At 64.9% G+C, this 13,848-nt stretch carries 14 protein-coding genes; 10 read left to right on the forward strand and 4 right to left on the reverse strand.

The window, feature by feature from the left end:
- Window positions 1-166 precede the first annotated feature (166 nt).
- Window positions 167-850, reverse strand: coding sequence for a phosphoglycolate phosphatase (gene gph / locus NA2_RS15790; protein ID WP_008598017.1), 684 nt, complete (start codon window positions 848-850; stop codon window positions 167-169).
- 134 nt (window positions 851-984) lie between these two features.
- On the opposite strand from gph, the gene rpiA reads away from it, so the two are divergent.
- The 8 genes from rpiA to NA2_RS15830 all read left to right on the forward strand — a co-directional run bounded on the left by rpiA (window position 985) and on the right by NA2_RS15830 (window position 8,937).
- Window positions 985-1,689, forward strand: coding sequence for a ribose-5-phosphate isomerase RpiA (rpiA, locus tag NA2_RS15795; RefSeq protein WP_008598018.1), 705 nt, complete (start codon window positions 985-987; stop codon window positions 1,687-1,689).
- 18 nt (window positions 1,690-1,707) lie between these two features.
- The gene (locus NA2_RS15800; protein ID WP_008598019.1) at window positions 1,708-2,256 is read left to right on the forward strand and encodes a DUF2059 domain-containing protein; all 549 of its coding nucleotides are present in this window, start codon (window positions 1,708-1,710) and stop codon (window positions 2,254-2,256) included.
- Between the two features lie 163 nt (window positions 2,257-2,419).
- On the forward strand, window positions 2,420-3,805 hold the full coding sequence (gor, locus tag NA2_RS15805; protein WP_008598020.1) for a glutathione-disulfide reductase: 1,386 nt from the start codon (window positions 2,420-2,422) through the stop codon (window positions 3,803-3,805).
- A 1-nt stretch (window position 3,806) separates the two neighbouring features.
- Entirely contained in the window at window positions 3,807-4,409 is a 603-nt protein-coding gene (locus NA2_RS15810) for a gamma-glutamylcyclotransferase family protein (protein ID WP_008598021.1), read from the forward strand.
- A 133-nt stretch (window positions 4,410-4,542) separates the two neighbouring features.
- Complete coding sequence (locus NA2_RS15815; RefSeq protein WP_008598022.1) at window positions 4,543-5,919, forward strand: class II 3-deoxy-7-phosphoheptulonate synthase; 1,377 nt, start codon at window positions 4,543-4,545, stop codon at window positions 5,917-5,919.
- A 128-nt stretch (window positions 5,920-6,047) separates the two neighbouring features.
- Window positions 6,048-6,473, forward strand: coding sequence for a GFA family protein (locus tag NA2_RS15820; protein ID WP_008598023.1), 426 nt, complete (start codon window positions 6,048-6,050; stop codon window positions 6,471-6,473).
- A gap of 4 nt (window positions 6,474-6,477) precedes the next feature.
- Window positions 6,478-7,071: a hemerythrin domain-containing protein gene (locus tag NA2_RS15825; protein WP_008598024.1), complete on the forward strand. Its 594-nt coding sequence runs from the start codon at window positions 6,478-6,480 to the stop codon at window positions 7,069-7,071.
- A gap of 177 nt (window positions 7,072-7,248) precedes the next feature.
- Window positions 7,249-8,937, forward strand: a complete 1,689-nt coding sequence (locus NA2_RS15830; RefSeq protein WP_008598025.1) for an NAD+ synthase — start codon at window positions 7,249-7,251, stop codon at window positions 8,935-8,937.
- A gap of 39 nt (window positions 8,938-8,976) precedes the next feature.
- Here NA2_RS15830 and NA2_RS15835 read toward each other — a convergent pair whose 3' ends face one another.
- From NA2_RS15835 to NA2_RS15845, 3 genes are read right to left on the reverse strand one after another with little or no spacing between them, the layout of a single operon-like run.
- Entirely contained in the window at window positions 8,977-9,612 is a 636-nt protein-coding gene (locus NA2_RS15835; RefSeq protein ID WP_008598026.1) for an ATP-dependent Clp protease proteolytic subunit, read from the reverse strand.
- Between the two features lie 38 nt (window positions 9,613-9,650).
- Complete coding sequence (locus NA2_RS15840) at window positions 9,651-10,001, reverse strand: SRPBCC family protein (protein WP_008598027.1); 351 nt, start codon at window positions 9,999-10,001, stop codon at window positions 9,651-9,653.
- Window positions 9,998-10,312 carry an ArsR/SmtB family transcription factor gene (locus tag NA2_RS15845; protein WP_008598028.1) on the reverse strand — a complete coding sequence of 105 codons (315 nt, stop codon included), beginning with the start codon at window positions 10,310-10,312 and terminating at the stop codon, window positions 9,998-10,000. The genes NA2_RS15840 and NA2_RS15845 overlap by 4 nt, the downstream gene beginning before the upstream one ends.
- Window positions 10,313-10,485: 173 nt before the next feature.
- On the opposite strand from NA2_RS15845, the gene NA2_RS15850 reads away from it, so the two are divergent.
- Window positions 10,486-11,703, forward strand: coding sequence for an MFS transporter (locus NA2_RS15850; protein WP_008598029.1), 1,218 nt, complete (start codon window positions 10,486-10,488; stop codon window positions 11,701-11,703).
- A 335-nt stretch (window positions 11,704-12,038) separates the two neighbouring features.
- The gene (locus NA2_RS15855; protein WP_008598030.1) at window positions 12,039-13,841 is read left to right on the forward strand and encodes an ABC transporter ATP-binding protein; all 1,803 of its coding nucleotides are present in this window, start codon (window positions 12,039-12,041) and stop codon (window positions 13,839-13,841) included.
- Window positions 13,842-13,848: the final 7 nt, after the last annotated feature.

Raw genomic sequence — 13,848 nt, forward strand, 5'->3', positions numbered from 1 at the left:
CGAGCGAGCCGCGATATAAGGGGCGGTCCGGGGGCGAGTCAAGGTGGGTTTCACCGCCTTTACCGGAGCATCGGATCGAAAAAGGGGGACTTCGGTTTTCGGTTGGTCCGATGCTCCGTCTACAATCCGGATCGTCCCCTGTGCCCCGGGATGGGTGCAGGGCGATCTAGGCGGCGGTTGCCGCCATCAGCCCTTCGGCCATTTCGACGCTCAGTTCATCGAAATGCGAGATGATCCGCGACGGCTCGAATTCACGGACATGGCGATCCGTATAGCCGAAATCGACGGCGACGACGGGAATCCCCGCCGCCTTCGCCGTGTCGATGTCGGTGCGCGAATCGCCGACCATCACGGCGCGATTCGGATCGGCGCCCGCCATGGCGATGGTGCTGAGCAGGTGGCCGGGGTCCGGCTTGCGCACGGGGAAGGTGTCGGAGCCGCAGATGGCCTTGAAGTGCTGCGCGATGCCAAGCGCCGAAAGCAGCGACTTCGACATGCCTTCCAGCTTGTTGGTGCAGATCGCGGCCACGTAGCCCGCATCCTGGAAGCGGGCGATCGCCTCGATCACGCCGGGATAGGGGTGCGAACGGCCAGGCACGTTGTCCGTGTAGTGTTCGAGGAACATCGCCTGCAGTTCGTCGAGCTGTCCGGGGGCAAGCTGGCGCTGGCGGACGGCGTAGGCACGCTCGATCATCACGCGGCTGCCGAACCCGACGATCCGGTTGATCTCGTTCTCGTGCACCGGCGCGATGTCGACGCTTGCGAGGCAGTGGTTCAGGCTGTCCAGAAGGTCCGGCGCTGTATGGACCAGCGTTCCGTCCAGATCGAAGACGATGATTGGCGCTGTCATAATGTCCCCTTTGCAATCCTGCTGGGATACCCTGCCAGCCCGGGCTGCGCAAGTTAACCGCGGCCGCGCACAACTCGCATTTGCGAGCCGGGGCAAAACGGGTTAGGAACCGCAGACCAACAACCGGGGGTGCGATGTCGGGCGATATGCGTGAACTGAAGATCGAGGCGGCGCGGGCAGCGCTCGGCCAGGTCACCGACGGCATGCGTCTGGGAATCGGCACCGGCTCCACGGCAGAGGAATTCGTTCGCCTTCTGGCAGCGCGCGTCGCCGAGGGTTTTTCGGTGATCGGCGTGCCGACCTCGGAGCGCACCGCGCGGCTTTGCGTGGAACTGGGCGTCCCGCTGACGACGCTCGACGAAACCCCCGCTCTCGACCTGACCATCGACGGCGCCGACGAGGTCGGTCCCGGGCTGGCCCTGATCAAGGGCGGCGGCGGGGCGCTGCTGCGCGAGAAGATCGTGGCCGCGGCTTCCCGGCGCATGGTCGTCATCGCCGACAAGAGCAAGATGGTGGAGACGCTGGGACAGTTTCCGCTGCCCGTCGAGGTCAATGCTTTCGGGTTGCGCGCCACCATGCTGGCGATCGAATCCGCCGCCCAGGCGCTTGGGCTTTCCGGTCCGCTCGCGGTTCGTCAGGCCGGAGAAAAACCGTTCGAAACGGACGGTGGACATCTTATAGTCGATGCATCATTTGGCCGCATTCGCGATCCAAGAGCATTGTCAAACGCATTGCACGCCATCCCGGGCGTCGTGGAACACGGCCTGTTTCTCGACCTCGCCGACACCGCCTTCATTGCGGGTGACGGCGGGGTGCGAACGGTTGGGCTGTCTGAATAGAAATGGAGTGTGAATAACATGATCTTGGCAACTCGCGTCCGTCTCTTCACAGCCTCCGCCGCGGTGGCGGCGATGGTCGCCTTCGCCCCGGCGAAGGCACAGGAGATTTCCGAGACGCATCTTTCGGCGGCGCGCGCCGCGATCTCGGCGATCAATGCGACCGGCGATTTCGACAGCGTTCTGCCGCAGGCCGCGGGCGCCCTGAAGTCCGAGCTGATCCGCAAGAATCCGGACCTGGTCCAGCTGATCAATGCGACCGTCGACGAAAAGGCCATCGAGCTGGCGAGTCGGCGCGTCGATCTGGAGCGCGAAGCGGCGCAAGCCTATGCGCGCGTCTTCAGCGAGCAGGAGTTGAAGGACATCGCGGCGTTCTACGATTCGCCGACCGGCCGGAAGCTGATCGCCGACGGTCCGATCGTGACGCGGGAAGTGCTCAAGGCCGGCGAGATCTGGCGGCGCGGCATCGCCCGCGATCTGGCGCAGATGGTCGGCGAGCAGATTCAGGCGGCGGCCGAGGCGACAGGCGCCGGCGCGGCGCCGGCGGAAGGCGCACCGGCGAACCAGTAGGTCGTCCGTTTCCGTTCAAGAGCCCGGCCTCAGCGCCGGGCTTTTATTTTTGCCCCGGCGTTTCTAAGTCTAGGGACGGTCGGGGCGGCGGGAAGCGATGTGTCAGTCTCGAACCGCGAATGCGATGCGTGATGAAGAATGGCCGTCGGGCCGAGGGATTGAGATGACGAAATTCGACTACGACCTGTTTGTGATTGGCGGCGGCTCCGGCGGCGTGCGCGCGGGGCGGCTGGCGGCCGGCCTCGGCAAGCGCGTGGCGATCGCCGAGGAATATCGCTTCGGCGGCACCTGCGTCATACGCGGCTGCGTGCCGAAGAAGCTGTTCGTCTACGCGTCGCAGTTCCCCGAGCATTTCGAGGACGCCGCCGGCTATGGCTGGACGGTGCCGGAGGCGCGTTTCGACTGGCGCGTCCTGGTCGGGAACAAGGATCGCGAGATCACGCGGCTTGAGGGCCTTTACCGCAAGGGGCTGGAAAACGCCGGCGCCGAGATCATCGAGGCGCGCGCGACGCTGGTGGATCGGCACACGCTGGATGTCGGCGGCAGGCGGGTGACGGCGGAGAAGATCCTGATCGCCGTCGGCGGGCGACCCAATCCGCATGCCGCGCTGCCGGGGCATGAGCATTGCATCTTCTCCAACGAAGCATTCGACCTTGCCGAACTTCCATCAGCCATCGTGATCGAGGGCGGCGGCTATATCGCCGTCGAGTTCGCCAACATCTTTCACGGCCTGGGGGTCGATACGACGCTCGTCTATCGCGGCAAGGAAATCCTCTCGCGCTTCGATGCCGATCTGCGGCGCGAACTGCACGCGACGATGGAGGCGAAGGGCATCAAGATTCTGTGCCATGACGTGCTGACCTCGGTCGAGAAGGACGCCGACGGGATGCTCACGGCGCATCTCAAATCGGGCAAGGCGCTGCGGGCCGGCCAGATCATGCTGGCAATCGGCCGCATTCCCAACACGGACGGCCTCGGCCTCGAGGCGGCCGGCGTTGCGACCGGAAAGACCGGCGAGATCATCGTTGACGATTATTCGCGCACCAATGTCGACAACATCTGGGCGCTGGGCGACGTCACCAACCGCGTTCAGCTGACGCCCGTGGCGATCCACGAGGCGATGTGCTTCATCGCCACCGAATACCGTGGCAAGCCGACGAAGGTCGACCACGACACCATCGCCACCGCCGTGTTCTCGCAGCCGGAGATCGGCACGGTGGGCCTTTCCGAGGACGAGGCCGCGCAGCGCTTCGACAAGCTCGAGATCTACCGCGCCAGCTTCAGGCCGATGCGGCACACCCTGTCGGGCCGACAGGAGAAGATGTTGATGAAGCTGGTCGTCGATGGCGAGAGCCGCCGCGTCTTGGGTGCCCATGTCATGGGGCCGGATGCCGGCGAGATGGCGCAGCTTCTCGGCATTTCCGTGAAAGCGGGGCTGACCAAGGACGATTTCGACCGTACGATGGCGGTGCATCCCTCTGCCGCCGAGGAGTTGGTGACCATGTATGCGCCGAGCTATCGCGTCGAGAAGGGCGAACGGGTCGGCTGATATGGCGAAGCGCACCGGCGAGGGCGAGCTTGTCGCCTATTTTGGCTACGGGTCGCTCGCCAACCGCGCCACCCACCGGACGGAAATCGTCGATGCGCTGCCGGCGCGGCTCAAGGGATGGCGCCGTCAGTGGGTGCGTCGCGACGGCGAAAGCAACCGCGCGCTCCTGAGCGTGCGGCGCGACCCGTCCTCCGTCATTGACGGTCTGCTCGTCATCGACCGTGCGGAGAACCTGCCGGCCGTCGACCTGCGCGAGGAGCGCTACCGGCGGGTGGCCCTTGCGCCGTCCGATCTGGAACTGTCGACCGATCTGCCCCCGGGATGCACGCTTCACGTCTACGAGGCCGCGACGGTTCATCCACCAGCTCGCCTCGAGGTTATCCAGTCCTATCTCGACGCGGTGCTGCAGGGCTTCCTGCGCGAGTATGGCCGCGCGGGCGTCGAGCGCTTCACGGCGGATACGGACGGTTTCGATCTCGCCGTCATTGCTGATCGCAAGGCGCCGCGCTACCCGCGCGCGGTGGCGCTCGATGCCGAGGAAGAGGCTTATCTTGATGCATTTTTGATGCAAAAAATCGCCGAATATGCATCTTTCGTGCGCTAGCGTTCCCCGCTCGCCACAATTGCGGGCTAGTATCGGCCGCTTCCATTGGTTAAGAAGCGGCCTTCCGGTATCCGTAATAGCAGTCGCAACGGACCGAAGGCATGATCCCTGAAGCCAAAGTCGAGTAAGCAAGATGACGAAGTGGTCGCCGAACTCGTGGAGAGAAAAGCCCATCCAGCAGGTTCCGGCTTATCCGGACCTCAGCGCCCTAGCCGAGGTCGAGGCGCGCATGGCCACGTATCCGCCGCTCGTTTTTGCAGGCGAGGCGCGCAAACTGAAGAAGCAACTCGCCGCCGTCGCGGAGGGCAACGGTTTTCTGCTCCAGGGCGGTGACTGCGCGGAAAGCTTCATCGAACACGGCGCCGACAATATCCGCGACTTCTTCAGGGCGTTCCTGCAGATGGCCGTCGTCCTGACCTTCGCCGGGTCGCAGCCTGTTGTGAAGGTCGGCCGCATCGCGGGGCAGTTCGCCAAGCCGCGTTCGTCGGATTCCGAGACCAAGGGCGACGTGATCCTGCCGAGCTACCGTGGCGACATCATCAACGGCATCGAGTTCGACGCCGCCTCGCGCACGCCCGATCCGGCGCGCCAGGAAATGGCCTACCGGCAGTCGGCCGCAACGCTGAACCTGCTGCGCGCCTTCGCCCAGGGCGGTTTCGCCAATCTGGAGAACGTCCACAAATGGATGCTCGGCTTCCTGTCGGACAGCCCGCAGGCGGAACGCTACCAGGAGCTGGCGACACGCATCACCGAGACGATCGACTTCATGCGCGCCGTGGGCATCACCGGCGAAAGCTCGCATGCGCTGCGCGAAACCGATTTCTACACCAGCCACGAGGCGCTGCTGCTCGGCTATGAGGAGGCGCTGACGCGCGTCGATTCCACGTCCGGCGACTGGTACGCCACGTCCGGCCACATGATCTGGATCGGTGATCGGACGCGCCAGGCCGACCACGCGCATGTGGAGTTCTGCCGCGGGATCAAGAATCCGCTCGGCCTGAAATGCGGGCCTTCCATGACCGCTGACGGTCTTATCGAGCTGATCGACCTGCTGAACCCGGAGAACGAGGCGGGCCGCCTGACGCTGATCGCACGTTTCGGCGCCGACAAGGCGGGCGAGCACCTGCCGAAACTCATCCGCGCCGTCGAGCGGGAAGGGCGCAAGGTGGTGTGGTCGTGCGATCCCATGCATGGCAACACGATCACCGCCGCCGGCTACAAGACGCGGCCCTTCGACCGCATCCTGAAGGAGGTGCAGACCTTCTTCGAGGTGCACCGCGCCGAAGGCACGCATCCCGGCGGCATGCATGTGGAGATGACCGGCAAGAACGTGACCGAGTGCACGGGCGGCGCGCGCGCCATCCGCGACGAGGAACTGCAGGACCGCTACCACACGCATTGCGATCCGCGCCTCAATGCCGACCAGGCGCTGGAACTGTCTTTCCTGGTGGCGGAGCTCCTGAAGAAGGATCGTGCCGGGCATCAGGTCGGCAGGGCCGCCAGCGCCTGAACGGGACCGGGGATGCGCCTGCCTGAAGCTTAGGTTCAGCTTTTGGCGATCCCCTTGCTCGTCTCGGAATGCTATTCATGGTCCCTGCAAGCTGACGGGCAGGCAAGCCGAAGGGATTGGAGGGAGCCATGAGCAGTCATAACGACGGATCGTGCCTGTGCGGCGCGGTCCGTTTTCGCACCAGCGGGCCGTTGCGCGGGGTCGTCTATTGCCATTGTTCGCAATGCCGCAAGCAGACGGGCCTTTACTACGCGGCCACCGATGTTCGCGATGACGATCTGACGATCGAAGGCGCAGAAAGCCTCACCTGGTACGCCGCCTCGGATTTCGCACGGCGAGGCTTCTGCAAGGTTTGCGGCTCGGCGCTGTTCTGGAAACGCAACGGCGCCGACCAGGTCTCGATCATGGCAGGTGCGTTCGAGCAGCCGACGGGACTTGCCGCCGACAGCCACATCTTCGTCGCCGACAAGGGTGATTTCTACACGATCGACGATGGTTTGCCGCAGCATGCGCGCTCTTCGGCCGGCGTCATCGTCGCGGGCGACGACGATTGAGGCAATGAGCGGTTTCTCCGATGCCCTGAGGGTCGAGGTGCGGCAGGGCCTGCCTTCCGACCTGCGCTATCTGGTAGAGAAGTATCCGCGCGAGACGTGGCAGGGTCATCCCAATCTCGGCGACATGGCGCAGTTCTGGCTGCAGCGGCACGACATGTTTCGCGAGCTTGGCGGGCTGCTTCGGGGCAGCGTTTCCGATTATCGTGAAGGGCGGCTGGCGCCGCATGATTTCGCGGCCTGGTTCGCGCCGCGCCTGCGGTTCTTCCTGCAGCAATTGCATGGTCATCACCAGATCGAGGACATGCATTACTTTCCGGTCTTCGCCGCGGCGGAGACGGGCCTGAAGCGCGGCTTCGACCTTCTCGATGCCGACCATCACACCATCCATGATGCGCTCGAGCGCAATGCCGAGGCGGGTTTGGCCTTCCTCCAGGCGCTTGGTGCCGACCGCGACAGGCTCCTGTTCGCCGCCGATGCCTATGCGGATGAGAACGCGCGTCTCCTCCCGATGCTGCTGCGGCATCTGCATGACGAGGAGGACCTGATCATCCCGCTGATCCTGGACCGGACGGAGGAGGGGCTGGGAGTCGGCATCTGAGCCGCCCGGCCTTGTTGCAAGGTCCCGGTGCGCGGGCTAAACGCAAGAGGGCAGCAGTCTGGAGCGCCATGCGTCCGCCGGAACGCAGGAAGGTCGCTCCATCGTTTTGTCTTTCCGCGCTTGTGCGGAGGTCCGGTGTTTCCACCTGGCCGCAGGATGCAACAGGAACAGGAACGCATGGCCCGCAAACCGCAACAAGCCCCCGACATTCTGCGCATCGCCACCGCACAGCTCAACCCGGTGGTCGGCGACGTGACCGGGAACCTGGCAAAGGCGCGCGAGGCCCGTGCCGACGCTGCGCGGCATGGTGCCGATCTGGTGCTGTTCACGGAACTGTTCATCGCCGGCTATCCGCCGGAGGATCTGGTGCTCAAGCCGGCATTCCTGGAAGCCTGCGAACGCGCCATGGCGGATCTGGCCGAGGACACGAAGGATGGCGGCCCGGGGATCATCATCGGCACGCCGCTGCGCCGCAAGAGCGGCCTGCACAACGCCATCATGGTGATGGATGGCGGCAAGATCGTCGCCGAGCGCTTCAAGGTCGACTTGCCGAACTACGGCGAATTCGACGAGAAACGCGTGTTCCAGCCGGGACCCGACATGCCGGGTCCGGTGAACTTTCGCGGGATCCGGCTCGGCATTCCGATCTGCGAGGACATCTGGGGCGAGCTCGGGGTCTGCGAGACTCTGGCGGAATCGGGGGCGGAAATCCTGCTGGTGCCGAACGGCTCGCCTTATTATCGCGGCAAGGTGGACGTGCGCCACCAGGTGGTGATCGCCCAGGTGATCGAGAGCGGCCTGCCGATGCTCTACGCCAACCAGCTCGGCGGGCAGGACGAACTGGTGTTCGACGGCGCTTCCTTCGCCATCCAGGCCGACAAGTCGCTCGCCTTCCAGATGAGCCAGTTCGAGGAATCCGTTTCAGTCTCCACCTGGAAGCGGGAGGGCGAGGACTGGCGCTGCGATGACGGGCCGATGTCGCGCATTCCCGAAAAGGAAGAGGCTGACTACCGGGCCTGCATGCTGGGCCTGCGCGACTACGTCAACAAGAACGGCTTCAAGAACGTGGTGCTCGGCCTGTCGGGCGGCATCGATTCGGCGATCTGCGCCGCGCTCGCCGTCGACGCTCTCGGGGAGGAGCGGGTGCGCTGCATCATGATGCCGTACCGCTATACGTCGAAGGATTCGCTCAAGGATGCCGAAGCCTGCGCGCGGGCGCTGGGCTGCCGCTACGACATCGTGCCGATCTCCGAACCCGTCGAGGGCTTTGCGCATGCGCTGACCCAGCTTTTCGAGGGTACGAAGGAGGGGGTCACCGAGGAGAACCTGCAAAGCCGCACGCGCGGAACCATCCTGATGGCGGTGTCCAACAAGTTCGGCTCGATGGTCGTCACCACGGGCAACAAATCGGAAATGTCGGTCGGCTATGCGACGCTTTATGGCGACATGAATGGCGGGTTCAATCCGATCAAGGACGTCTACAAGATGCAGGTCTACGCGCTTTCGGCCTGGCGCAACACGACCGTGCCGCCAAGCGCGCTGGGGCCGTCGGGAGAGGTGATCCCGCAGAACATCATCGACAAGGCGCCCTCGGCCGAACTCCGCCCGGACCAGACCGACCAGGACTCCCTGCCGCCCTATCCGGTACTGGACGACATCCTGGAATGCCTGGTCGAGGGCGAGATGGGCGTCGATGCCATCATCGAGCGCGGCCATGACCGCGAGACGGTGCACCGGATCGAACACCTGCTCTACATCGCCGAATACAAGCGGCGGCAGGCGGCGCCCGGCGTCAAGATCACGCGCAAGAATTTCGGCCGCGACCGGCGCTATCCCATCACGAACAGATTCCGGGATCGCTCGTAAGGTTCTGGTGTTGAAGGGGTTTTTTCTCCTGAGAATGTCTCAGGAATCGTCAGTCTTTCCTCGTGCGGCCTTTTCCATCTCCGTGCGCGTCGAATAGACCCGGTCGACGATCCCCCAGTCGCAGGCTTCCTGCGCGGTCATGAAGAAGTCGCGGTCGAGCGTGCGCTCCACCTCGTCCTCCGTGCGGCCGCAATGTTCGGCGTAGAGCCGGATCAGGCGCCGCTTCAGCTTGATGATGTCCTCGGCATGCCGCTGTATGTCGGAAGCCTGGCCGCGATATCCGCCGGAGGGCTGATGCAGGACGATGCTGGCATTCGCCAGCGCGGCGCGGCGCCCGGGTTCTCCCGCCATCAGGAGAAACGACCCCATCGACCCGGCGGTACCCATGCAGACGGTCGCAACCGGGCATCGGATGAAGTTCATCGTGTCGTAGATGGCGAAGCCGCTCGACACCACGCCGCCCGGGGAGTTGATGTAGAAAGCGATCTCGCGTTCGGGGCTTTCCGATTCCAGAAACAGAAGCTGCGCGCAGATGAGCGCGGCGGAATCGTCGTTCACCTCGCCGTTGAGGAAGATGATCCGCTCCCGCAGGAGTCTCGAATAGATGTCGAACGAGCGTTCGCCCCTCGGCGATTGCTCCACGACCATGGGGACGAGCGCCATCGTGTCGCGCATGCGCGATCTCCTTTCCATCAGTGAAGGTTTGTGGAGCGTCAGGCGGCCTGCGCCATCGGTGCTCCGTTGCTGTTTGCTGCGGCGCGCGGCAGGGCGGTGTGGGTGAGGCGGAAATGCGTGTTGCCGCCGGGAGCGGGGCTGATCTCGAAGGTCACCAGCGTTTCGGGCATGTCCGCATCCCCGTCGCGCCAGGCGTAGCGCACCCGCGAGCCGGGTTCGGTATCGAGGATTTCATAGGCCGGCGACGTCCGGCCGTCGCCTGGTTCACCAAGCCAGTTCGCGGCGAGTTCGGGGATGGTGAGCGCCCGCCAGACCTTTTCGGGAGATGATTCCAGAAGGCACTCCACGACGATGTTTTCCTTGGTCTTTTCCTCTTCGGCGTCGCTCATTGATCCATCTCCTTGAGCAGGGTTTTCAGCCTGTCGATCCGTTCGGGCCAGAAGGCGCGGTAGCGCGTCAGCCAGTCGACCACCGGGGCAAGCCCGTCCGGCCTGATGCGGTAGAGCATCTGGCGTCCGGTCTTCCGCTCCTCGATCAGGCCGGCGCCGCGCAGCACCGCGATGTGCTGCGAGACGGCGGGTTGCGAAATGGCCAGCCCCTCGCGCAGCTCGGTCGCATTGCGTTCGCCCGCGCTCAGCCGTTCCAGCATCTGCCTGCGGGTCGGGTCGGCAAGGGCCCTGAAGATATCCGGTTCGGTCATGTGTGATACATAAGTTGATTCTTATGTGTTTTGCAAGGGCATGGCGCAACGGATCACGCCATCGCGGCCATTGCGCTCCTTCGGCAGGCGGCTACGATGCGGGTCGTCGCCTTCACGACCTTCCCGCCGCGCATGCCGGCCCAACATCCGAGTTTCGCCCCAGGTCCTCGCTCATGTCCTATCTGATCTTTCTGCGCGAAAATGCGCGCTGGCTGGCTGGCGGCTTTCTTCTGACGCTGTTCTCCTCCTTCGGCCAGACCTTCTTCATCTCGCTTTCGGCGGGCGATATCCGCAGCGAGTACGGCCTGTCGCATGGGGCGTTCGGAACGCTCTACATGCTGGCCACGCTGGCGAGCGCCTTCACCCTGCCGCGCCTCGGGCAGATCGTCGACCGCTATTCGGCGCGGGCCGTCACCTGCATCATCGTGCCGATGCTGGCGCTTGCCGCGGTCTCGATGGCGCTGTCCCACTCGATCGTCCTGCTGGTGGTGACCATCTATCTCCTGCGCCTGTTCGGGCAGGGGATGATGACCCACAATTCGCTGACGGCGATGGGGCGCTGGTTCTCGGCGCAGCGCGGGAGGGCCGTCTCGATCGCCACGCTGGGACACAATGTCGGCGAGGCGCTGCTGCCTCTCGCCTTCGTCGCGCTGGCCGGCCTTGTCGGCTGGCGCAACAGCTGGTTGATCGCCGCCGCCATGCTGATCCTCGTCGCCCTGCCGGCGATCAGCGGCCTGATGGCGGTCGAGCGTGCGCCGCGCGCCAGCGATCCGGCGGCGCGCAGAAGCACGGCGCGCGACTGGACGCGCGGCGAGGTGCTGCGCGACCCGATCTTCTATCTCCTGCTTCTCGGCGTCATGGCGCCGGGCTTCATCGGCACCACGGTGTTCTTCCACCAGATCTACCTGGTCGACCTGCGCGGCTGGTCGCTGGAGGTGTTCGCCTCGTCCTTCACCTTCATGGCGTCGATGACCGTGGTCTTCGCGCTGGTCGCCGGCCAGTTGATCGACCGCTTCTCGGCGGTCGCTCTGCTGCCCGGCTTCCTGATCCCGCTCGCGGCGGCGTGTCTGGTGCTTGCCGGCTTCGAGGGCCAGTGGAGCGCGTTCGCCTTCATGGGGCTGATGGGGGTCTCCTACGGGTTTTCGTCAACGCTGTTCGGATCGCTCTGGCCGGAAGTCTACGGACTGAGGCATCTCGGATCGATTCGCGCCCTGACGGTGGCGATCATGGTTTTCGCCACGGCGATGGGGCCGGGCGTGACCGGGTTTCTCATCGACCGTGGCGTGAGCTACCCGCTGCAGATCGGTGTGATGGGCGTCTACTGCCTTTTCGCCAGCGCCATGCTGCTCGTCGTTTCGAGAGGGTTGTCGGCGCGTCTGCGGGCCGCGTGAGGCGTGGCTGGGTATATCGCGCGAGAGGGGCTTGGCGAAGCGGATCGGCTTCGCTATAAACGCGCTCTTGTTTTCGCTCTCTCGGGAGGTTTGCATGCCAGCTTTCTCCAATCCTATCCTGGGCAGCGCTCGCTGACCGACTGACTTGTTGCGGCCGCCTCTGCGGCCCCCAAAGCCGGCGGTTCATCGCGCGACTGCGCATGACGTCCTCCGCTCGACAGCGGCTGGACGCCGTTCCGATTGCCGGCGCACCCTTCTCGACAATCAGCTTTTCCCCGCGCCAGCACCCGTAATCCGTTTTTCGGGACCGGAAGCACATGCTTCCGGAATGCATAATGACCCTTTTGCGCAAGGCCCTGCGGGGCAACGCTTTTCACAGCGTGTTCGCCTTCACGTTCCGGCACTGGCGGCGCCAGCCCGTGCGGCTGACGATCATCGTTCTCCTGGTTCTGATCGCCACCATGGCGGATGTCCTGACGCCGCTCTATTCCGGCCGTCTGGTCGATGCCGTGGCCAATGGGGCGGCAAGCGACGAGACGGCGTGGAACGCAGCCCTGTCCGCCTTCTTCATGCTGCTCGGCCTGTCGGCCAGCGCGATCGTCGCGCGCCATTTCGCCTTCACTGCGATCATCCACCTGTCGCTGAAGATGATGGCGGACATCGCTGCCGATGCGTTCGCGCACGTCCAGCGCTTCTCGACCGATTGGCACGCCAACAGCTTTGCCGGTTCGACCGTGCGAAAGGTGACGCGCGGCATGTGGGCGCTCGATCTCCTGAACGACACGCTTTTGGTGGCGCTGCTGCCGTCGGCGGTGATGCTGGTCGGCTCGACGCTGCTGCTCGGCTGGTACTGGCCGATGATGGGCGTGATCATCGCGGTCGGCACGATCCTCTATGTGGCGATGACGGTCGCTCTGTCGCTGTTCTATGTGGCGCCGGCCGCCAGCCTTGCCAACAGCTGGGACACGCGGCTCGGCGGTGCGCTGGCCGACGCGGTCTCGTGCAACTCGGTCGTCAAGGCATTCGGCGCAGAGGCGCGCGAGGATGCGCGGCTGGCGGGCGTTACCGCCAGATGGCGCGGCCGGACGCATCGCGCCTGGATGCGGGGCACCTATAACGGCACGTCGCAGGGCGTCACGCTGCTCTTCCTGAGGGCGGCGGTGATCGGCTTCGCGGTGCTCTTGTGGGCGCGCGGCCAGGCGAGCGCCGGCGACATCACCTTCGTGCTGACGGCCTTCTTCGTGCTTCAGGGCTATCTGCGTGACGTGGGCATGCATGTCCGCAACGTGCAGCGCTCGGTCAACGAGATGGAGGAACTGGTCGACATCCAGGCCGAACCGCTCGGCGTGGCCGACAAGCCCGAGGCACAGCCGGCCGTCGTCGGGGCAGGGCGCATCGACTTCGAGAACGTCACCTTCCACTATGGCGGCCATGACGAACCGCTTTACAGGGACTTCTCGGTGTCGATCCGCGCTGGCGAGCGGGTCGGTCTGGTCGGGCATTCCGGCTCCGGCAAGACGACCTTCGTCAAGCTAATCCAGCGGCTCTACGACCTGACGGACGGGCGCATCCTGATCGACGGACAGGACATCGGAACCGTTCAGCAGGCGTCGCTGCGCGCGCAGATCGCCATCGTGCAGCAGGAGCCGATCCTGTTCCACAGGTCGCTGGCGGAGAACATCGCCTATGCCAGGCCGGGCGCCAGCCAGGAGGAAATCGAGCATGCGGCACGGCTCGCCAGCGCCGACGACTTCATCCGCCGGCTGCCGAAAGGCTATGGCACGCTGGTGGGCGAGCGGGGTGTAAAGCTGTCGGGTGGCGAGCGCCAGCGCGTCGCCATCGCGCGGGCGTTCCTCGCTGATGCGCCGATCCTGATCCTCGACGAGGCGACGTCCAGCCTCGATTCGGAATCGGAGGTGCTGATCCAGCAGGCGATGGAGCGGCTGATGGTCGGCCGCACGACGCTGGTCATCGCGCACCGGCTCTCGACGGTGCGCTCGCTCGACCGGCTTCTCGTGTTCGACAAGGGCCGCATCGCCGAGGAAGGCGACCACGCCTCGCTGATCCGGCTCGAAGGCGGAATCTACCGCAGGCTGTTCGAGCGGCAGGCGCTCGAACTGACGAAGGGGTTCGCCTGAGAACCAT

The sequence above is a fragment of the Nitratireductor pacificus pht-3B genome (assembly GCF_000300335.1).
Taxonomy (GTDB): domain Bacteria; phylum Pseudomonadota; class Alphaproteobacteria; order Rhizobiales; family Rhizobiaceae; genus Nitratireductor; species Nitratireductor pacificus.

Bases quoted from the DNA above. Each gene is read 5' to 3' on its own strand.
- gph (WP_008598017.1), bottom strand. From the start codon at position 850: ATGACAGCGCCAATCATCGTCTTCGATCTGGACGGAACGCTGGTCCAT.
- rpiA (WP_008598018.1), top strand. From the start codon at position 985: ATGTCGGGCGATATGCGTGAACTGAAGATCGAGGCGGCGCGGGCAGCG.
- NA2_RS15800 (WP_008598019.1), top strand. From the start codon at position 1,708: ATGATCTTGGCAACTCGCGTCCGTCTCTTCACAGCCTCCGCCGCGGTG.
- gor (WP_008598020.1), top strand. From the start codon at position 2,420: ATGACGAAATTCGACTACGACCTGTTTGTGATTGGCGGCGGCTCCGGC.
- NA2_RS15810 (WP_008598021.1), top strand. From the start codon at position 3,807: ATGGCGAAGCGCACCGGCGAGGGCGAGCTTGTCGCCTATTTTGGCTAC.
- NA2_RS15815 (WP_008598022.1), top strand. From the start codon at position 4,543: ATGACGAAGTGGTCGCCGAACTCGTGGAGAGAAAAGCCCATCCAGCAG.
- NA2_RS15820 (WP_008598023.1), top strand. From the start codon at position 6,048: ATGAGCAGTCATAACGACGGATCGTGCCTGTGCGGCGCGGTCCGTTTT.
- NA2_RS15825 (WP_008598024.1), top strand. From the start codon at position 6,478: ATGAGCGGTTTCTCCGATGCCCTGAGGGTCGAGGTGCGGCAGGGCCTG.
- NA2_RS15830 (WP_008598025.1), top strand. From the start codon at position 7,249: ATGGCCCGCAAACCGCAACAAGCCCCCGACATTCTGCGCATCGCCACC.
- NA2_RS15835 (WP_008598026.1), bottom strand. From the start codon at position 9,612: ATGCGCGACACGATGGCGCTCGTCCCCATGGTCGTGGAGCAATCGCCG.
- NA2_RS15840 (WP_008598027.1), bottom strand. From the start codon at position 10,001: ATGAGCGACGCCGAAGAGGAAAAGACCAAGGAAAACATCGTCGTGGAG.
- NA2_RS15845 (WP_008598028.1), bottom strand. From the start codon at position 10,312: ATGACCGAACCGGATATCTTCAGGGCCCTTGCCGACCCGACCCGCAGG.
- NA2_RS15850 (WP_008598029.1), top strand. From the start codon at position 10,486: ATGTCCTATCTGATCTTTCTGCGCGAAAATGCGCGCTGGCTGGCTGGC.
- NA2_RS15855 (WP_008598030.1), top strand. From the start codon at position 12,039: ATGACCCTTTTGCGCAAGGCCCTGCGGGGCAACGCTTTTCACAGCGTG.